This window comes from Streptomyces alanosinicus (genome assembly GCF_014650595.1).
Classification (GTDB): domain Bacteria; phylum Actinomycetota; class Actinomycetes; order Streptomycetales; family Streptomycetaceae; genus Streptomyces; species Streptomyces alanosinicus.
The window spans coordinates 42,790-61,819 of record NZ_BMVG01000006.1 but is presented as its reverse complement, the minus strand read 5'-3'; the positions used below and the strand labels follow the sequence as shown (position 1 = coordinate 61,819).

Below are 19,030 nucleotides of genomic sequence, written 5' to 3'. Positions count from 1 at the left end.
TATTGCCAATTCATTTGTACAGTGCCCGGCAATGCAAAGTGAAGCCCGACTAAATCCGCCCGCGTGTCCGAACACAATAGGCGGACCGGGCGAACCGTCGAACTTTCCCAGAACTTTTCATGGCGTCACGGCTCCGACACCGGATCGTGATGCGACTCACGTAGTTTCCTACAACTCTACCCGCGTAGAAATTTTGTACGGGTAGTCTGAAGGAACCTGCTCAGCACCACACACCGGGAGTGCCAGTGGCACGCGTCGTAGTCGACGTCATGCTCAAGCCGGAGATCCTCGACCCCCAGGGCCAGGCGGTCCAGCGTGCGCTGCCGCGCCTGGGTTTCCACGGGATCTCGGATGTACGTCAGGGAAAGCGTTTCGAACTGGAAGTTGACGGGCCCCTCGACGAGGCGGCGCTCGCCCGCATCCGTGATCTCGCGGAATCCTTCCTCGCCAACACCGTGATCGAGGACTTCACCGTCAAGGTGGAAGAGGCGGCGGAAGTCGCGGAGGCCGCGAAGTGACCGCTCGTATTGGCGTCGTCACTTTCCCGGGGAGTCTCGACGACCGGGACACCCAGCGCGCGATCCGCCTCGCCGGTGCCGAACCCGTCGCCCTGTGGCACAAGGACAAGGACCTCAAGCAGGTCGACGCCGTGGTCCTTCCCGGCGGTTTCTCCTACGGCGACTATCTGCGGGCCGGTGCCATCTCCCGGTTCTCGCCGGTGATGGAGACCGTCATCGAGCAGGCGAAGGCCGGGCTGCCGGTCCTCGGTATCTGCAACGGCTTCCAGGTCCTCACCGAGGCCCACCTCCTCCCGGGCGGGATGCTCGGCAACGACCACCTCCACTTCATCTGCCGCGACCAGAAGCTGCGGGTGGAGAACGCGGAGACCGCCTGGACCGGTGACTACCGCGCCGGCCAGGAGATCCACATCCCGCTGAAGAACATGGACGGCCGGTACGTCGCCGACGAGTACACCCTCGACAAGCTGGAGGCCGAGGGGCGGGTCGTCTTCCGGTACATGGCCCGCGACGGAGTCGCCAATGAACGCGGCAACCCGAACGGCTCGCTCCGCGACATCGCCGGCATCACCAACGAGGCCGGGAACGTCGTAGGCCTCATGCCGCACCCCGAGCACGCCGTGGAGCCGCTGATCGGCACCGGCCGCACCGACGGCCTCCCGTTCTTCACCTCGATCCTCAAGAAGCTGGTCAACGCATGAGCCGGACGCCTCTGGACACGGTCGAGCACGCGGCCGCGACCCCCGACGTCGAGCTGCCCTGGGCCGAACTCGGCCTGAAGAAGGACGAGTACGAGCGGGTGGTGGAGATCCTCGGCCGCCGCCCGACCGGCGCCGAACTCGCCATGTACTCGGTCATGTGGTCCGAGCACTGCTCGTACAAGTCCTCCAAGGTCCATCTGCGCCAGTTCGGCGAGAAGGCCCCGCAGAGCGACGCCCTGCTCGTCGGCATCGGCGAGAACGCGGGCGTGGTGGACGTCGGCCAGGGCTACGCGGTCACCTTCAAGGTGGAGTCGCACAACCACCCGTCGTACGTCGAGCCGTATCAGGGCGCCGCGACCGGCGTCGGCGGCATCGTCCGCGACATCATCGCGATGGGCGCCCGCCCGGTCGCGGTCGTCGACCCGCTGCGCTTCGGCGCCGCCGACCACCCCGACACCAAGCGCGTCCTGCCGGGCGTCGTCGCCGGCATCGGCGGCTACGGCAACTGCCTGGGCCTGCCCAACATCGGCGGCGAGGTTGTCTTCGACTCCTGCTACCAGGGAAACCCGCTGGTCAACGCCGGTGCCATCGGTGTGATGCGGCACGAGGACATCCACCTCGCCAAGGCCTCCGGCGCGGGCAACAAGGTCGTCCTGTACGGCGCCCGGACCGGCGGCGACGGCATCGGCGGCGCCTCGATCCTGGCGAGCGAGACCTTCGACGACGCGAAGCCCTCGAAGCGCCCCGCCGTCCAGGTCGGCGACCCCTTCCAGGAGAAGCTCCTCATCGAGTGCACCCTGGAGGCCTTCCGCGAGAAGCTCGTCGTCGGCATCCAGGACCTGGGCGCGGCGGGCCTGTCCTGCGCCACGTCCGAGCTGGCCTCGAACGGCTCCGGCGGCATGCGGGTGACCCTGGACGACGTCCCGCTGCGTGACTCGACGCTCTCGCCCGAGGAGATCCTCATGAGCGAGTCGCAGGAACGCATGTGCGCGGTGGTCGAGCCGGAGAAGGTCGACCGATTCCTGGAGATCTGCGAGAAGTGGGACGTCATCGCCACCGTCATCGGTGAGGTGACCGACGGCGACCGCCTGGAGATCTACTGGCACGGCGGAAAGATCGTCGACGTCGACCCGCGCACGGTCGCGCACGAGGGCCCGGTCTACGAGCGCCCGTACGCCCGCCCGCACTGGCAGGACGCCCTTCAGGCCGACGACGCGAACAAGCTGCCCCGGCCCACGTCCTCGGACGAGCTGAAGGACCAGGTCCTGAAGCTGGTCGGCTCGCCGAACCAGGCCTCCAAGAAGTGGATCACCCAGCAGTACGACCACTTCGTGCAGGGCAACACGGTGCTCGCCCAGCCCGAGGACTCGGGCATGATCCGCGTCGACGAGTCGAGTGGCCTCGGCGTCGCGATCGCCACGGACGGCAACGGCCGGTACGCCAAGCTGGACCCGTACACCGGCGCCCAGCTGGCGCTCGCGGAGGCCTACCGGAACGTGGCGACGACGGGCGCCAAGCCGCTCGCGGTCTCCGACTGCCTGAACTTCGGCTCGCCCGAGGACCCGGCGGTGATGTGGCAGTTCGCGGAGGCGGTGCGCGGACTGGCCGACGGCTGCCTGCAGTTGGGCACCCCGGTCACCGGCGGCAATGTGTCGCTGTACAACCAGACGGGCGAGGCGGCCATCCACCCGACCCCGGTGGTCGCCGTCCTCGGTGTGATCGACGACGTGGCGCGCCGCACCCCGGTCGCCTTCCAGGAGGAGGGCCAGCTGATCTACCTCCTCGGCGACACCCGCGAGGAGTTCGGCGGCTCGGCCTGGTCGCAGGTGGTCCACGACCACCTCGGCGGTCTGCCTCCGCAGGTGGACCTGGAGCGGGAGCGGCTGCTGGCCGAGATCCTGATCTCCGCCTCCCGCGACGGCATGATCGACTCCGCGCACGACCTGTCCGACGGCGGTCTGGTGCAGGCGGTCGTGGAGTCCGCGCTGCTCGGCGGCAAGGGCGCGCGGCTGGTCGTACCGGACGGTCTGGACGCCTTCACCTTCCTGTTCTCCGAGTCCGCCGGCCGTGCGATCGTCGCCGTGCCGCGCTCGGAGGAGGTCCGCTTCAACGACATGTGCGGTGCGCGCGGCCTGCCGGCCACCCGCGTCGGTGTCGTGGACGGTGACGCGGTCGAGATCCAGGGCGAGTTCGCGCTCACCCTGGAGGAGCTGCGCACGGCGCACGAGGAGACCATCCCGGCGCTGCTGGCGTGACCGGCGTACGTCGGTGCAGCCCCGTCCGGACACCGGGCGGGGCCGCAACCCCGTGCCGCGACGGCCTCCCGGGCCCGGGAAAACGGCCTGAAGGGCCACACCGTGACGGCATAGGCTCGCCGCCATGCCACCGGCCAAGAAGCGCGCTCGCGCATACGACCCCACAAGGACCCGCGCCGCGGTCCTCGCCCAGCTCGGGAACGTACGGGAGGCCGTCCACGGCCTCGGGCCCGAGCAGCTCGCGCTGCCCACCCGGCTCGGCGCGTGGACGGTACGCGAGCTGATCGCGCACATCGGCATGGCGGGCACCGCCGTGCACCGTGCCCTCGACCGGCCGGCGCCGCCCAGGCAGGACGTGACGGTCGTGCAGTGGCCCTTCGCCACGGCCGCCAGCGCCGCCGCCATCGACGAGTTCACCCGAGGCCTCGCCGCGGACCGGCCCGACCTCGGCGGCTATCTCGCCGACGTCGAGGCGTCCCTGCGCACCCTGCTCGCCGAGCACCCCGGCGGCCGGCTCCTGGAGACCAACGCGGGCGCGCTGCCCCTGGACGACTACCTGGTCACCCGCGCCGTCGAACTCGTCGTCCACACCGACGACCTCAACGCCGCCGTGCCCGGTCTGGACGTGCCGTACGACCGTCAGGCCCTGGCCGCCGCCACCCGGCTGCTCGCCGACGCGCTCGCCGTGAAGGCGCCCGGCGGCTCCACCGAGGTGCGGGTGCCGCCCTTCGCCGTCGTGCAGTGCGTCGAGGGGCCACGGCACACCCGTGGCACCCCGCCCAACGTCGTCGAGACCGACCCGCTGACCTTCGTCCGGCTCGCCACCGGGCGGGTGAGCTTCCCGGACGCCGTGGCGCAGGCCAAGGTCAGCGCCAGTGGGGAGCGGGCTGACATCGGGGGGCTGCTGCCGCTGATGTCGTAGCGGAAGCAGCCGTAGCGGAAGCAGCCGTAGGGAAGCCGGCGCAGGGAAGCCGGCGCAGGGAAGCGGCCGTAGCGGAACCGGTCGTGCCGCCGGAGCGTCGAATCGCCATGAACCGGTACAAGCAGCGCATGATCCCGACAGTGGCCGCCGCTCTCGCCGTGCTCACGGTGGCATGTGGAAACGGGAGGGCGGACAGTGGTGCGGTGAGCGTTCCCCAGCCCGTGACCGGCGTCGACTGGCGGGTCGACAGCCTCACCGTCGGCGACACGACCCGGCATGCGCCGGCCGTCGCCCGGCTGCGGATCGACGCGGACGGCAAGGCGGCCGGGAACCTCGGCTGCAACCAGTTCAGCGCCCGGGTCACGGTCCACGGCGACCACCTCACCTTCGGCGATCTGCGCACGACCAGGATGGCCTGCGCCCCGGACCGGATGGACTTCGAGCGCGCCCTCTCCCGCGCCCTGACCACCGGCACGCTTCTCGCCAAGGCCGACGACGGGAAGCTGACGCTCACCGACGGCGCCGGCGACCGCATCCAGCTCAGCCGTGGTACGCCCGGTTGATCACCCGCAGTACCCCCGAATGGTGTGCGACACCTCACTCACCGACCCGGCGAACGGGCGGACGCCGCCACGGGACAGACCTCCTGCGTGCGCCGAAGGGCATAGGTCACCTCGCTGACCAGTGCAAACGAGGAAAGCGACAAAATGATCGGTGTCAGGCGTTCCGTAAGAAGCGCGTATCCCCAATTCGGACCAGTGGTCGACCTCGCCTACACTCGGTGCCGTGCCACGTGGTGACGGTCGACTCAATCACGATCTGCTTCCCGGCGAGAAAGGCCCCCAGGACGCTTGCGGCGTCTTCGGTGTCTGGGCTCCGGGCGAAGAGGTCGCAAAGCTCACGTACTTCGGGCTCTACGCCCTCCAGCACCGGGGTCAGGAATCCGCGGGAATCGCGGTCAGCAACGGCTCCCAGATCCTCGTCTTCAAGGACATGGGCCTGGTCTCCCAGGTCTTCGACGAAACCTCGCTCGGTTCGCTCCAGGGTCATATCGCGGTCGGACACGCCCGCTACTCGACCACCGGCGCCTCCGTGTGGGAGAACGCCCAGCCGACCTTCCGCGCCACCGCGCACGGCTCGATCGCGCTCGGCCACAACGGCAACCTGGTCAACACGGCGCAGCTCGCCGAGATGGTCGCCGCCCTGCCGAACGACAACAACAGCCGTTCCACCCGGGTCGCGGCCACCAACGACACCGACCTGCTGACGGCCCTGCTGGCCGCCCAGGTCGACGACGACGGCAAGCCGCTGACCATCGAGGAGGCCGCGCACGCGGTGCTCCCGAAGGTGCGCGGCGCCTTCTCCCTCGTCTTCATGGACGAGCACACCCTCTACGCCGCCCGTGACCCGCAGGGCATCCGCCCGCTGGTCCTCGGCCGCCTGGAGCGCGGCTGGGTGGTCGCCTCCGAGTCCGCCGCCCTGGACATCTGCGGCGCCAGCTTCGTCCGCGAGATCGAGCCGGGCGAGTTCATCGCCGTCGACGAGAACGGCCTGCGCAGCTCCCGATTCGCGGAAGCGAAGCCCAAGGGCTGTGTCTTCGAGTATGTGTACCTGGCCCGCCCGGACACCGACATCGCCGGCCGGAACGTGTACCTCTCCCGGGTGGAGATGGGCCGCCGGCTCGCCAAGGAAGCCCCGGTCGAGGCCGACCTGGTCATAGCCACCCCGGAGTCCGGCACCCCGGCCGCCATCGGCTACGCGGAGGCCTCCGGCATCCCCTTCGGCAACGGCCTGGTGAAGAACGCCTACGTCGGGCGGACCTTCATCCAGCCCTCGCAGACCATCCGCCAGCTGGGCATCCGCCTGAAGCTGAACCCGCTGAAGGAAGTCATCAAGGGCAAGCGCCTGGTCGTCGTCGACGACTCGATCGTGCGCGGCAACACCCAGCGCGCCCTGGTGCGCATGCTCCGCGAGGCCGGCGCCGCCGAGGTCCACATCCGGATCTCCTCGCCGCCCGTGAAGTGGCCCTGCTTCTTCGGCATCGACTTCGCCACGCGCGCGGAGCTGATCGCCAACGGCATGACCATCGAGGAGATCGGTACCAGCCTCGGCGCCGACTCGCTCTCCTACATCTCCATCGACGGCATGATCGAGGCGACCACCATCGCCAAGCCCGACCTGTGCCGCGCCTGCTTCGACGGCGAGTACCCGATGGAGCTGCCGGACCCCGAGCTGCTCGGCAAGCAGCTGCTGGAGACCGAGCTGGCCGCGGGGCCCGCCGCGACGGCCGCCGCCGACGCGATCCGTCGCCCGTAAGCCTCGTAGAAACCAACCCGAAAGATCCCAGGCAATGTCTGAGACTGCTGTACCCGGTGCTTCCTACGCGGCTGCCGGTGTCGATATCGAGGCGGGCGACCGCGCCGTGGAACTCATGAAGGAGTGGGTGAAGAAGACCCAGCGCCCCGAGGTCCTCGGCGGCCTCGGCGGGTTCGCCGGTCTCTTCGACGCCTCCGCCCTCAAGCGCTTCGAGCGTCCGCTGCTCGCCTCCGCCACGGACGGCGTCGGCACCAAGGTCGACATCGCCCGCCGTATGGGCGTCTACGACACCATCGGCCACGACCTGGTCGCCATGGTCATGGACGACATCGTGGTGTGCGGTGCCGAGCCGCTGTTCATGACGGACTACATCTGCGTCGGCAAGGTCCACCCCGAGCGCGTCGCGGCCATCGTGAAGGGCATCGCGGAGGGCTGTGTGCTCGCCGGGTGCGCCCTGGTGGGCGGCGAGACGGCCGAGCACCCCGGGCTGCTGGGCGCGGACGACTTCGATGTCGCCGGCGCCGGCACGGGTGTCGTGGAGGCCGACCGGCTGCTCGGCGCGGATCGCATCCGTAAGGGTGACGCGGTGATCGCCATGGCGTCCTCCGGGCTTCACTCGAACGGGTACTCCCTGGTCCGGCATGTGCTGCTGAACACGGCGGGCCTGGCCCTGGAGTCGGAGGTCGCCGAGCTCGGCCGCACCCTCGGCGAGGAGCTGCTGGAGCCGACCAAGATCTACTCGCTGGACTGCCTGGCGCTCACCCGCACCGCCGATGTACACGCCTTCTCGCACATCACCGGCGGCGGGCTCGCGGCCAACCTGGCCCGGGTGATCCCGGACGGGCTGCACGCCACGGTCGACCGCTCCACCTGGACCCCGGGCGCGATCTTCGACCTGGTCGGACGGACCGGGGACGTCGAGCGCCTGGAGCTGGAGAAGACCCTCAACATGGGCGTCGGCATGATGGCGATCGTCCCCGAGGAGTCCGCCGAGGTGGCCCTCGCGACCCTGGCCGACCGCGGTGTGGACGCCTGGGTGGCCGGCGAGATCACGGACCGGGGCACGAAGACGACCGGCGCCGAGCTGGTCGGGGACTACGCGGTCTGACCCCGCGGACAGCACAGAAACCGGTCGGTGGCTCTGCCACCGACCGGGCTGGTCACTGCAAGGTCAAGCGCCGCGACGGTGCTGTTGGTGAGGATCCTTGTCGTCCTCTTCCTCGTCGTCGTCCTCGTAGAGGTCGGCATAACGAGAGTAGAGATCGTCCTCGTCGTTCTCATCGTCCTCGAACGGCTCGCCGTTCGGCGGCTGGTTCGACGTCGATGCGCCCAGTTCACTGGCCAGACGTGACAGGTCAGTCCCACCGCTGTTGTACTTCAGCTGGCGGGCGACCTTTGTCTGCTTGGCCTTGGCCCGGCCGCGCCCCATGGCTCGACCCCCTCGGTGACAGGGGCTCAACGGCCCCAGAGTCTGACACGCGTTCATGATCTGGAACGGACTCTCAATAGAGAGGCCGGTCCGTAGGGCTTCCACGGTACCTGAGCCCGCGCCCATACGGTACGTCGCCCGCAGCACGCGCGTGTGCACAGGACCTTCGAGGCGCCCCGTCCTCGCTGGTCAGTGGCGATTTTAACCACTTATCGGGGAACGACCCGCCGGTGGAAGTGAGAGTTCTCTCTAAGTTCCCGCCGACGGGTACCGCTCATGTGTGCGAACGGTCAGTGTGCGATGCGTCCCGCGCGGGCCTCGGCCATGCGCTGCTCGGCGATCCGGTCGGCCGCGGCGGCCGGCGGAATCCCGTCTTCCTTCGCACGTGCGAATATGGCCAGCGTGGTGTCGAAGATCTTCGCCGCCTTCGTCCTGCACCGGTCGAAGTCGAACCCGTGCAGTTCGTCGGCGACCTGGATGACGCCGCCGGCGTTCACCACGTAGTCCGGCGCGTAGAGGATCCCGCGGTCGGCGAGGTCTTTCTCCACACCCGGGTGCGCGAGTTGGTTGTTGGCCGCGCCGCACACCACCTTGGCGGTGAGCACCGGCACGCTGTCGTCGTTCAGGGCACCGCCGAGCGCGCAGGGGGCATAGATGTCGAGGCCCTCCACGCGGATCAGCGCCGCGGTGTCGGCGACCGCCGTCACGCCCGCCGGATACTGCTCCAGGATCCGCTGGACGGCGTCCGTGCGCACGTCCGTGACGACGACCTCGGCGCCCTCCTCGCGCAGGTGCTTCACCAGGTGGTGGCCGACCTTGCCGACGCCCGCGATGCCGACCTTGCGGCCGCGCAGCGAGGGGTCGCCCCACAGGTGCTGGGCGGAGGCGCGCATGCCCTGGTAGACGCCGAAGGCGGTGAGCACGGAGGAGTCGCCGGCGCCGCCGTTCTCGGGGGAGCGGCCGGTGGTCCAGCGGCATTCGCGGGCCACTACGTCCATGTCGGCGACATAGGTGCCGACGTCGCACGCCGTGACGTACCGCCCGCCGAGCGAGGCGACCATACGGCCGTAGGCGAGGAGGAGGTCCTCGGACTTGTCGCGGTCCGGGTCGCCGATGATCACGGCCTTGCCGCCGCCGTGGTCGAGACCGGCCATGGCGTTCTTGTACGACATCCCGCGCGCCAGGTTGAGGGCGTCGGCGACGGCCTCGGCCTCGGTGGCGTAGGGATAGAAGCGCGTGCCGCCGAGGGCCGGGCCCAGGGCGGTGGAGTGGATGGCGATGACGGCCTTGAGGCCGCTCGCACGATCCTGGCAGAGCACGACCTGCTCATGGCCGCCCTGGTCCGAGTGGAACAGGGTGTGCAGGACATCAGCAGGCGCGCCGGTTACGTCAGTCACTGTGGTGACTCCTGTGTAAATAGCGGCGAGTGGGGCGGAACCCCGTACAGGTGGCGGGGCGCCGTGCCCTGAGCGTAGAGCCTCGGTAGGACCACCATCTGTGCAGTGTTCAGGATCACTCTCGCGCGCCTTCGGCGCACGCATGTCCGTGGGACGATTTGCAGTGGTTTCGAGCGGGGCCCGATGGGGAGGGAGCAGGCGTGCCGAAGGTGTCCTCCGTGGTAGTCCCCTATGCCGCGTACCTGCGCGTGTACGAGCCGCTGGGCGCCTTCCCGGAGCCGGAGCGCAGCCACTGGGCGCGCTACGCCCGCCGCCCCGACCGTCCCTCCTATCAGGACGAACTGCGCCGCTCCCTTGCCGACTTGCTGCCGACCCCGCCGGTCGCGGTGCCCGTGCACGAGAGCAGCGACGCCTTCGTGGCCGAGGTCGACGGCGTGGTCTGTGTGTGCCCCTGGCGGACCCGGCTGCGCGGCTGGCAGGCGCTCGGCGAGCTGGCGGAGGAACTGCCCGCGCCGGTCCTGGACGCGGCGCTGCCCCCGGTCGTACGCCGCCAGGCCGCCCAGGACTACGAGCGCTGGCTCGACCGCAATCCCGACGCCCGCCCCTGGATCCGCACCTCGACCTGGCAGGTGCCGCTGAACTGGTTCGTGCTCGTCTCGGACGAGGAGCGGCGCTATGAGAAGGGCACCGCCGAGGTGCCGCCGGTGCTGCGCTACCGCACGCCCATGGTGCAGGCCCGGCGGCGGGTGGCGCGGGCGCTGCGCACGCTGAAGGACGCCGTGGAAGAGGGGCCGCTGATCGACGGTCTCGTGGACGTCGGCCGCTGGCTGGAGGAGTTCCATCCGCGCTCGCTGGTGGAGCTGGACTACGGCGGCCTGGTGCATGTGCTGCCGGCCGGTGAGTTGGAGGGCGACCACTCGGCGGCGGACGTGGCCGACGGCATCGAGGCGCTGCGCCGGGGCGACGGGGCGGCGGCCGGGGAGGCCTATGTGCGGCTGGTCGAGCGCTGGCGGGCGGTACGGGACCGGCGTTCCGCGAATTGAGTGACGTAAGACTGTGATCTACATCACGGCTCGAACGGCGTCGAACGACGTACGGTCTACGGCACTTGCCCATGTGAGGGGACGTTGGTCCCGATCTGGACTTTTGCCTCAAGGGTGATGGACGGCACTTACCCGGCCCTTGCGCCTCTTGGCACCCCTCATGCCAAAATAGGACAAGGAGTCCGGGGAGGACTCCTTCCGCCCAACTATGCTCCACCATGGGCGGAATCTCAGCATTGCACGCTTTGGGGGGTCTGGTGACTCCTGATCGCCCTGTGACTGATCGTCACAGTGGCGTGACTGTCCGCTATGGCATGGTCCATCGGCTTCCGTCGCTGATGAACACCTGGGAGGGCAATTCCATCGGTTTGGCCGACGTGGCTGGACAGATGGTGTAGTTGTAGTGCCGAGGACAAGCCGTTCGTCCTATAACCGACTCGGCCCGCGTCCGCCATTTCGGGCAACGTGGGTCAAGGTGCAGAATTTAGAGGAAAGAACCGAGAAGGTTCGGTTCTCCCGAGGAGGCCGCTCATGACCGCTCGCACCCCTGATGCCGAGCCGCTGCTGACCCCGGCTGAGGTCGCCACGATGTTCCGCGTGGACCCGAAGACGGTCACGCGGTGGGCGAAGGCCGGCAAGCTCACGTCCATTCGAACGCTCGGCGGGCATCGCCGCTATCGCGAGGCCGAGGTCCGCGCTCTGCTCGCGGGCATCCCGCAGCAGCGCAGCGAGGCCTGAACAACTGCATAACCGGGCAAAAGCGGCAGGTCCCCCAACCTGTCGAGGCGCCCGAACCCTAGCTCCAAGCGACGCGGGACCTGCCCCAACAGGCCCCACGCCCAAGCCGAAGAGAACGTTTAGGCAGCGACACAGGGTGCGTCGTAGATCGCGCTGGACTCCGCCGGGTCCAGCGCGATCTTTTTTGTGCGCTGGTCGCGGGTGGTGATGGGGCGCTGTGAGCGGCCTTGTCGGAGTCTGGGCAGGGCTGTCGGAACGGCTGTGCGTGACATCTGATGAGGGTGCAATTGCACATATTAAATTGACCTGTTGTAGGACGGGGGTAAGTTCCGTCCTTTCAAAAACTCATGCGGTGACTCCCGTCACATGTCTCGCCGGTTGTTGCCCGCGGCATGTGTGCGCTAGAGAAGCGATCCGTTCCAGCGTGCCACGCCGGGCGGGCCGTTGGGACCGGCCTTGGTCACGCGGTGCGGGGACTTTCGTCCTCCAGCTCCCCCTCGCCCGTCTCCTGGGCGCGTGGGGCGGTGTCCATCGCCAGCCGCAGCAGGTGATGACAGATGGGGCAGTGGCGGGTGAGATGCCGGTAGGACGTGGCGGCCGACAGATGGGCCCTCAGCAGTGCCCGCGTCTCGTGCCTGGCCGATGCCGCCATATGCCACCTCCGCGGACCGCACAGGGGAACGGGCCCTGGTCCTTGGGTACCGAGCGAATGTGACGCCGTCAAGGGCGCGGACGCATGCGGCGAAAGCAAAAGAAGGCCCCCGTCCGGATGGGACGAGGGCCTTCGCAGATGCGGTCCTGACGGGATTTGAACCCGCGGCCTCCACCTTGACAGGGTGGCGAGCACTCCAAACTGCTCCACAGGACCAGGTTTCGCGGCGCTTGGTTTGGTGCGTTGCGCTGCGAGAACAGACTGTACAGGAGGTGGGGCCGCCTGGTCGAACTCACCCCCTGTGCGTGGATGACTACGGTACGGCAGCGTCGATCGCCTTCACGATCCGCTTGTCGGAGACGGGGTACGCCGTGCCCAGGGCGTGGGCGAAATAGCTGACCCGCAGCTCCTCGATCATCCAGCGGATGTCCAGGACCTGCCGCGGCACGGGGCGCCCCTTGGGCAGCTGTTCCAGGAGCCAGGCGTACTCGTCCCGCATCTCGTGGACCTTCTCCATGCGCGTGGTGTCCCGCTGGACGTTCGTCGGCATCTGCTGCAGACGCCGGTCCACGGCCACCAGATAGCGCATCAGGTCGGGCAGGCGGCGTATCCCGGCCCACGTCACGAAACCGGGCTTCACCAGGGCGTCCAGCTGGCCCCGCACGTCCGTCAGGTTCGCGAGCAGCGCCGGGCTGCGGGTGGCCTTCAGACGACGCTCACAGGCCTGCCAGGCGGCGAGGACCTGCTGCACCTGGGTGACCGTACGGACCGTCGTGTCGACGATCTCCGCACGCACCTTGTCGTACAGCTTCCGGTACGACTCCTCGTCCCACGCCGGCCCGCCGAAGTCCGCGATCAGCTTGTCCGCCGCGGCCATCGCGCAGTCGTCGAACAGGGCCTGGATGGAGCCGTGCGGGTTCGCCGACAGGGCGAGCTTCTGGGCGTTGGTCAGCTTCTCGGACGCGAACTTCGCCGGGTTCACCGGGATGTTGCGCAGGATGAGGCGCCGGGTGCCCTTCCACATCGCCTCGGCCTGCTCGGCCTCCGTGTCGAAGAGCCGCACCGAGACCGTGTCGCCGTCGTCCACCAGGGCCGGGTACGCCTTCACCGGCTGGCCGGCGCGGCGGGTCTCGAAGACCCGGCTGAGTGTCCCGATCGTCCAGTCGGTGAGGCCCTTGCGCTCCAGGGACTCGCCGCCCTCACGGGACGCGGTGGCGGCCGCCGCCTGGGAGAGGGCCTTGCGCGCCTTCGGCTTCAGCTGGAGCTTCAGCGCCTCCAGATCCTTGTCCTCGGCCAGCTTGCGGCGCCGCTCGTCGACGATCCGGAAGGTGATCTTGAGGTGGTCGGGGACCTTGGACCAGTCGAAGTCGTCCGCCTCGAAGGGCACGCCGACCATCCGCCTCAGCTCGCGGGCCATCGTCACGGCCAGCGGCTCCTGGAGGGGCACCGCCCGGTCCAGGAAGGCCTTCGCGTAGTTCGGCGCGGGCACGTAGTTGCGGCGGACCGGCTTGGGCAGGGAGCGGATCAGCTCCGTCACGACCTCCTCGCGCAGGCCCGGGATCTGCCACTCGAAGCCCTCGTCCGTGACCTGGTTGAGGACCTGGAGCGGGATGTGGACCGTCACACCGTCCGCGTCCGCGCCCGGCTCGAACTGGTACGTCACCCGGAACGTGAGCTGCCCCTGCCGCCAGGAGTCCGGATAGTCGGCCTTGGTGACCGCCTCCGCCGACTCCCGGATGAGCATCTCCCGCTCGAAGTCCAGGAAGTCCGGCTGCTCGTGTCGCTTGTGCTTCCACCAGGAGTCGAAGTGGGCACCCGAGACCACGTGTTCGGGCACGCGCTGGTCGTAGAAGTCGAAGAGCGTGTCGTCGTCGACCACGATGTCCCGGCGCCGCGCCCGGTTCTCCAGCTCCGCGACCTCGCTGAGCAGTCTGCGGTTGTCGGCGAAGAACTTGTGGTGCGTCCGCCAGTCGCCCTCGACCAGCGCGTTGCGGATGAACAGCTCGCGGCTGACCTCGGGGTCGATCCGGCCGTAGTTCACCTTGCGCTGGGCGACGATCGGGACGCCGTACAGCGTGACCTTCTCGTGCGCCATCACGGCCGCCTGGTCCTTCTCCCAGTGCGGTTCGCTGTACGTCCGCTTCAGGAGGTGCTCGGCGAGCGGCTCGACCCACTCGGGCTCGATCTTCGCGTTGACCCGCGCCCACAGCCGGCTCGTCTCCACCAGCTCGGCCGACATCACGAACTTCGGCTGCTTCTTGAACAGCGCCGAGCCTGGGAAGATCGCGAACTTGGCGCTGCGGGCGCCCAGGTACTCGTTCTTGTTGCCGTCCTTGACGTCCTTCATCCCGAGGTGGGAGAGCAGGCCGGCGAGGAGCGAGACATGGACGCGGTCGGCGGGGGCGTCGTCCTCGCTGAGGTGGATGCCCATCTGCTTGGCGACCGTGCGCAGCTGGGTGTAGATGTCCTGCCATTCGCGGATGCGCAGGAAGTTCAGATACTCCTGCTTGCACATCCGCCGGAAGGAAGACGATCCCCGCTCCTTCTGCTGCTCGCGGACGTACCGCCACAGGTTCAGATAGGCGAGGAAGTCGCTGGTCTCGTCCTTGAAGCGGGCGTGCTGCTGGTCGGCCTGGGTCTGCTTGTCGGCCGGGCGCTCGCGCGGGTCCTGGATGGACAGCGCGGCCGCGATGACCATGACCTCGCGGACACAGCCGTTGCGGTCGGCCTCCAGGACCATCCGGGCCAGACGCGGGTCGACGGGCAGCTGGGCCAGCTTGCGGCCGGTGTCGGTGAGCCGCTTGCGGGCGTCCTTCTGCGCGGGGTCCAGCGCGCCCAGCTCCTGCAGCAGCTGCACACCGTCGCGGATGTTGCGGTGGTCCGGCGGGTCGATGAAGGGGAACTTCTCGATGTCGCCGAGACCGGCGGCGGTCATCTGCAGGATGACGGAGGCGAGGTTCGTACGGAGGATCTCCGCGTCGGTGAACTCCGGGCGGCCGAGGAAGTCGTCCTCGGCGTACAGCCGGATGCAGATACCGTCGCTGGTCCGGCCGCAGCGGCCCTTGCGCTGGTTGGCGCTGGCCTGGGAGACCGGCTCGATGGGCAGCCGCTGGACCTTGGTGCGATGGCTGTAGCGGCTGATCCGGGCGAAGCCGGGGTCGATGACGTACTTGATACCGGGGACGGTGAGGGAGGTCTCGGCGACGTTCGTGGCCAGAACGATCCTGCGCCCGGTGTGCGGCTGGAAGACCCGGTGCTGCTCGGCGTGCGAGAGCCGGGCGTAGAGGGGCAGGATCTCCGTGAATCTGTACTTCTTCTTCTCCAGCGCGTCCGCCGTGTCCCGGATCTCCCGCTCGCCGGAGAGGAAGACGAGGATGTCGCCCTGGCCCTCGGCCTGGAGTTCCTCCACCGCGTCGCAGATGGCGGTGATCTGGTCGCGGTCGGCGTCGTCCGAGTCCTCTTCGAGGAGGGGGCGGTAGCGGACCTCCACCGGATACGTCCGGCCGCTGACCTCGATGATCGGGGCGTCGCCGAAGTGCCGGGAGAAACGCTCGGGATCGATGGTCGCCGAGGTGATGACGACCTTGAGATCCGGCCGCTTGGGCAGCAGCTGCGCGAGATACCCGAGCAGGAAGTCGATGTTCAGGGACCGCTCATGGGCCTCGTCGATGATGATCGTGTCGTAGGCGCGCAGCTCGCGGTCGGTCTGGATCTCGGCGAGCAGGATGCCGTCCGTCATCAGCTTGATGAACGTGGCGTCCGGGTTCACCTGGTCGGTGAAGCGGACCTTCCAGCCGACGGCCTCGCCGAGCGGTGTGCTCAGCTCCTCCGCCACGCGCTCGGCGACGGTCCGGGCGGCGATACGGCGGGGCTGGGTGTGCCCGATCATGCCGCGCACGCCCCGGCCCAGCTCCACACAGATCTTGGGGATCTGGGTGGTCTTGCCGGACCCGGTCTCACCGGCCACGATGACGACCTGGTGATCGCGGATGGCCGCCGCGATCGCGTCTTTCTTCTGGCTGACCGGAAGCTGCTCGGGGTACGAGACGGCGGGCACGCGGGCAAGCCGTTCACCGATCCGGGCCTCGGCCTTGCCGACCTCCGCCTCGATCTCGGCGAGGACGGCGGCGCGGGCCTCCGGCTTACGGATCTTGCGCGCGCCCTCGAGCCGCCGGCCGAGCCGATGTGCGTCGCGCAGCGACAGCTCGGTCAGACGGGGGGCGAGGGTGCCGAGAGCGGGGGCGGGATGCGTAGACATACGCGGTCCAGGATCTCACCCCGTCCGAAAAACATGCGAACGATTTGACGCGGGGCGGGATCGGCCCGGCCCGGGACGGCGAGGTCGTACGCCGACCAGGGCACTGCCGTGCGTCGTTCAGGGACTCTCAGGTGGTGCGCTGGGCCGGCGGCGCTGTGGCCGGCGCTGTGGCCGACGACGTGGCGGCCGTCGCGGCGTTCTGCTGCCCCAGCGCGATCGACTTCGCGGTGTTGGAGATCGCCTTGATGCCGAGGTAGGCCGTGGTCATGCTGCTGACCGCGGTGAATGCGGCGGTCAGGATGCCGACCATCACGGACTTGTCGCCGCCGAGCCGCCACACCCCGACGATCGCGACCGCGGTGATCGTGACATTGCTGACGATGACCGCGAGCAGCCCGTACCGTGCCCGGATCTTCTCCAGCTGGGCATCCGCCGTGACGGCGGCGGCCTGGTTCTGGCTCATGTCCCCGTACCCCCGTTCAGCAGTTGTGCGACCCGTGCGTCCACCTGGGCTCGGTCGTACCCGCGTCGGACGATGTCGAAAACCGGCGGTGCCATGGGCGAGGTGCCTTCGGCCAGGCCGACCAGATAGGCGTCCACCTGAGAGCGGTCGTAACCGCGCCGGGCGATCTCGAAACCCTGGAAGTCGTCCGCCATACATGCCCCCTACGACGACGAAGGCCCCGTTCGTCGAACGGGGCCTTCGTGGCTGTGGCTGGGGCCGGGGTCGAACCGGCGACCTTCCGCTTTTCAGGCGGACGCTCGTACCAACTGAGCTACCCAGCCACGGTGTTTCACGTGAAACACCAGCGGTCCTGACGGGATTTGAACCCGCGGCCTCCACCTTGACAGGGTGGCGAGCACTCCAAACTGCTCCACAGGACCAAGCTTGCGTGCAACAGTGTCGCACACGATCTTGCGTGCCCCCAACGGGATTCGAACCCGTGCTACCGCCTTGAAAGGGCGGCGTCCTAGGCCGCTAGACGATGAGGGCTATCGGCCCGCCTGGGCGCTTCTCAGCGCGTCGGGGACGTGAGAAGCATATGGGATGGCGAGGGCTATCGCCAAAACGGTTTACGGCGAAGGGGCGGAGGAGGCGGGGGAGGCGGGGGACGGGGCCGTCGGGGTGGGTGCGGCGCCTCGGTGCCCGTGGCGGGCCCGCCGCTCGATGGCGTCGTCGGCAAGGTGGCGGCTGACCTCGGCCGTCGTCTCGCCCAGGCCGCCGAGCTTGATCGCGTCCCAGGCCTGGAGGCGGCGGCTGTCGCGGTCGAAGTAGAGGATCGAGGCCTCGATGGGTGCCGGATAGGCGCGCTCCACCGCACGCAGCCCGCTGCCGCCCGTGGAGCCCTCCATGCGCAGCCTCGTGCCGTACGGCAGCACCTCGTCCCCTTCGTGGTGAAGATGCCCGCACAGCACCAGCGGCACCTCGCCGTCCGTCTCGCGGGCCGCGGCCGGCTCATGGGCGACGGCGATGTCGACCGGGGTGTGCCGGGCCTTCTGGTCGCGCAGGGCGCTGGCCAGCCGGTCGCCCGCCAGTTGCTCGGCCGCGTCGCCGCCGGGCACCACCGAGCGGTCGGGGGTGAACTGCGGGTCGCCGGTCCCCGCGAAACGCAGACCCGCGACCGTCTGTGCCCGGCCGTCGTCCAGGACGCGCACGTTCTTCATGCGCTCCAGATAGCGCTGGGTGGCCCGTGAGTCGTGGTTGCCGCGCACCCAGACGTACGGCACTCCCAGGTCCCGGATCGGGTCCAGGAAGCCGTTCTCCGCCGCGGTCCCGTGGTCCATCGTGTCGCCGGAGTCGACGATCACGTTCACCTTGTACTGCTCCACCAGCGAGGCGATGATCTTCCAGCTCGCCGGGTTGAGATGGATGTCCGACACATGCAGGACCCGGATCGTGGAGGGGTCCGGCTGGTAGGCCGGGAGCGTGGAGGTGACGTTGTAGAGCCTGGTCACGTTCGTCACCAGGCGGGCCAGTTCCTTCTGGTAGACGTCGAAGTCGCTGACGATGCTGCGTGCGTTGCCGACCACCGACGGTGCGGAGCTGAGCAGCCCGGAGAACCTCGGCTCCAGTATCGACTTCGGGTTCCAGGTGGCGGCCGCGCTCGCCCCGGACGCGGCCAGCAGGGTCAGGGCGAGACCGCCGGCGGCGAGGGCCCGGCGGGGGCTGCGGTAGACGGCGAGACCGAGGGCCGTGGCGCCGGCGACCACGGCCACACAGGAGCGCACGGCCAGGTCCAGCGTGCCGTGCTCGACGTCTTTGGCGACCTCGTCCTGCAGCCCGGAGATCCGCTCGGGGTGGTCGACCAGGGCCTGGGAGCGGAGCGGGTCGAGCTGGTCCACGTTCACGTCGAGGCGGACGGGTGCCACATGGCTGTCCAGGGTGAGCGCGCCCAGCGGCGAGATATTGATCTTCGTGCCGCCGGAGAGCGACGGCCGCAGCGCCATCGTCGTGTTCATCGGACCGACCGGGGTCCGTACGTTCCCGACGATCAGCAGGCCCAGCCAGGCGCCGACGAGGACGACGAGCGCGAGACCGAGGGCACGCGGCCAGGGGCGCGAGCGGAGGGTGGGTTCCGGGACGGGCAGCGGGCGGGTGCGGTGGCCGGCGGGGCGCTTGGGGCGCACGGGGTGCGTGAGGCGCTTGGGGAGCACGTGGTGCATGAGGTGCTTGGGGCGCATACGGTGCGTCATCGTGCGGAGGGCTGCGACGGGAACGCGGACCATTGGGGCCGTATGCCCGTGTCCGGGCGTGGATATGCGGTGCCGCACGGCTTTCGTACGGGTCCCCGTACCGGACA

The 19,030-nt window shown here is 69.2% G+C and carries 16 protein-coding genes and 4 tRNA genes; 9 read left to right on the top strand and 11 right to left on the bottom strand.

Translation table 11 applies throughout. The features are described 5' to 3' along the window. Nucleotides 1-245 precede the first annotated feature (245 nt). From purS to purM, 7 genes are all read left to right on the top strand, one after another. A complete protein-coding gene (gene purS / locus IE277_RS15415; protein WP_189952693.1) occupies nucleotides 246-518 on the top strand; it encodes a phosphoribosylformylglycinamidine synthase subunit PurS in 273 nt (90 codons plus the stop codon). Then, nucleotides 515-1,219 carry a phosphoribosylformylglycinamidine synthase subunit PurQ gene (gene purQ / locus IE277_RS15410; RefSeq protein WP_189952692.1) on the top strand — a complete coding sequence of 235 codons (705 nt, stop codon included), beginning with the start codon at nucleotides 515-517 and terminating at the stop codon, nucleotides 1,217-1,219. The genes purS and purQ overlap by 4 nt, the downstream gene beginning before the upstream one ends. Continuing rightward, a complete protein-coding gene (gene purL, locus IE277_RS15405) occupies nucleotides 1,216-3,474 on the top strand; it encodes a phosphoribosylformylglycinamidine synthase subunit PurL (protein ID WP_189952690.1) in 2,259 nt (752 codons plus the stop codon). The genes purQ and purL overlap by 4 nt, the downstream gene beginning before the upstream one ends. 124 nt (nucleotides 3,475-3,598) lie before the next feature. Continuing rightward, nucleotides 3,599-4,396: a maleylpyruvate isomerase family mycothiol-dependent enzyme gene (locus tag IE277_RS15400; protein ID WP_189952688.1), complete on the top strand. Its 798-nt coding sequence runs from the start codon at nucleotides 3,599-3,601 to the stop codon at nucleotides 4,394-4,396. 203 nt (nucleotides 4,397-4,599) lie between these two features. Continuing rightward, entirely contained in the window at nucleotides 4,600-4,959 is a 360-nt protein-coding gene (locus IE277_RS15395) for an META domain-containing protein (RefSeq protein WP_229881561.1), read from the top strand. Nucleotides 4,960-5,182: 223 nt separating this feature from the next. Then, nucleotides 5,183-6,712: an amidophosphoribosyltransferase gene (gene purF, locus IE277_RS15390; protein ID WP_189952683.1), complete on the top strand. Its 1,530-nt coding sequence runs from the start codon at nucleotides 5,183-5,185 to the stop codon at nucleotides 6,710-6,712. A 34-nt stretch (nucleotides 6,713-6,746) separates the two neighbouring features. Further along, on the top strand, nucleotides 6,747-7,820 hold the full coding sequence (gene purM, locus IE277_RS15385) for a phosphoribosylformylglycinamidine cyclo-ligase (RefSeq protein ID WP_189952681.1): 1,074 nt from the start codon (nucleotides 6,747-6,749) through the stop codon (nucleotides 7,818-7,820). Between the two features lie 63 nt (nucleotides 7,821-7,883). Here purM and IE277_RS15380 read toward each other — a convergent pair whose 3' ends face one another. Both IE277_RS15380 and IE277_RS15375 read right to left on the bottom strand, forming a co-directional pair. Beyond that, a complete protein-coding gene (locus IE277_RS15380) occupies nucleotides 7,884-8,141 on the bottom strand; it encodes a DUF3073 domain-containing protein (protein ID WP_071374783.1) in 258 nt (85 codons plus the stop codon). Between the two features lie 290 nt (nucleotides 8,142-8,431). Then, complete coding sequence (locus IE277_RS15375) at nucleotides 8,432-9,538, bottom strand: Leu/Phe/Val dehydrogenase (protein WP_189952679.1); 1,107 nt, start codon at nucleotides 9,536-9,538, stop codon at nucleotides 8,432-8,434. 200 nt (nucleotides 9,539-9,738) lie between these two features. Here IE277_RS15375 and IE277_RS15370 point away from each other — a divergent pair, with 200 nt between their 5' ends. Together IE277_RS15370 and bldC are read left to right on the top strand one after the other, a co-directional pair. Beyond that, nucleotides 9,739-10,581, top strand: coding sequence for a DUF8083 family protein (locus IE277_RS15370; protein ID WP_189952677.1), 843 nt, complete (start codon nucleotides 9,739-9,741; stop codon nucleotides 10,579-10,581). Nucleotides 10,582-11,112: 531 nt separating this feature from the next. Beyond that, a complete protein-coding gene (gene bldC / locus IE277_RS15365; RefSeq protein WP_003949541.1) occupies nucleotides 11,113-11,319 on the top strand; it encodes a developmental transcriptional regulator BldC in 207 nt (68 codons plus the stop codon). Between the two features lie 460 nt (nucleotides 11,320-11,779). Here the strand turns inward: bldC and IE277_RS15360 are convergent, their stop codons facing one another. From IE277_RS15360 to IE277_RS15320, 9 genes are all read right to left on the bottom strand, one after another. Beyond that, on the bottom strand, nucleotides 11,780-11,971 hold the full coding sequence (locus IE277_RS15360; protein ID WP_189952675.1) for a DUF6274 family protein: 192 nt from the start codon (nucleotides 11,969-11,971) through the stop codon (nucleotides 11,780-11,782). Between the two features lie 141 nt (nucleotides 11,972-12,112). After that, nucleotides 12,113-12,187: transfer RNA gene (locus IE277_RS15355), tRNA-Asp, on the bottom strand. A 97-nt stretch (nucleotides 12,188-12,284) separates the two neighbouring features. Then, entirely contained in the window at nucleotides 12,285-16,229 is a 3,945-nt protein-coding gene (gene hrpA / locus IE277_RS15350) for an ATP-dependent RNA helicase HrpA (RefSeq protein ID WP_189952673.1), read from the bottom strand. Between the two features lie 127 nt (nucleotides 16,230-16,356). Next, complete coding sequence (locus IE277_RS15345) at nucleotides 16,357-16,692, bottom strand: hypothetical protein (protein ID WP_189952671.1); 336 nt, start codon at nucleotides 16,690-16,692, stop codon at nucleotides 16,357-16,359. Further along, complete coding sequence (locus IE277_RS15340; protein WP_189952669.1) at nucleotides 16,689-16,886, bottom strand: hypothetical protein; 198 nt, start codon at nucleotides 16,884-16,886, stop codon at nucleotides 16,689-16,691. The genes IE277_RS15345 and IE277_RS15340 overlap by 4 nt, the downstream gene beginning before the upstream one ends. A 55-nt stretch (nucleotides 16,887-16,941) precedes the next feature. Beyond that, nucleotides 16,942-17,015, bottom strand: a tRNA-Phe gene (locus IE277_RS15335). 24 nt (nucleotides 17,016-17,039) lie between these two features. Next, nucleotides 17,040-17,114 (bottom strand) — tRNA-Asp (locus tag IE277_RS15330). A 36-nt stretch (nucleotides 17,115-17,150) separates the two neighbouring features. Further along, nucleotides 17,151-17,223, bottom strand: a tRNA-Glu gene (locus IE277_RS15325). An 80-nt stretch (nucleotides 17,224-17,303) separates the two neighbouring features. Further along, on the bottom strand, nucleotides 17,304-18,956 hold the full coding sequence (locus IE277_RS15320) for a metallophosphoesterase family protein (protein ID WP_373310794.1): 1,653 nt from the start codon (nucleotides 18,954-18,956) through the stop codon (nucleotides 17,304-17,306). Between the last annotated feature and the right edge of the window lie 74 nt (nucleotides 18,957-19,030).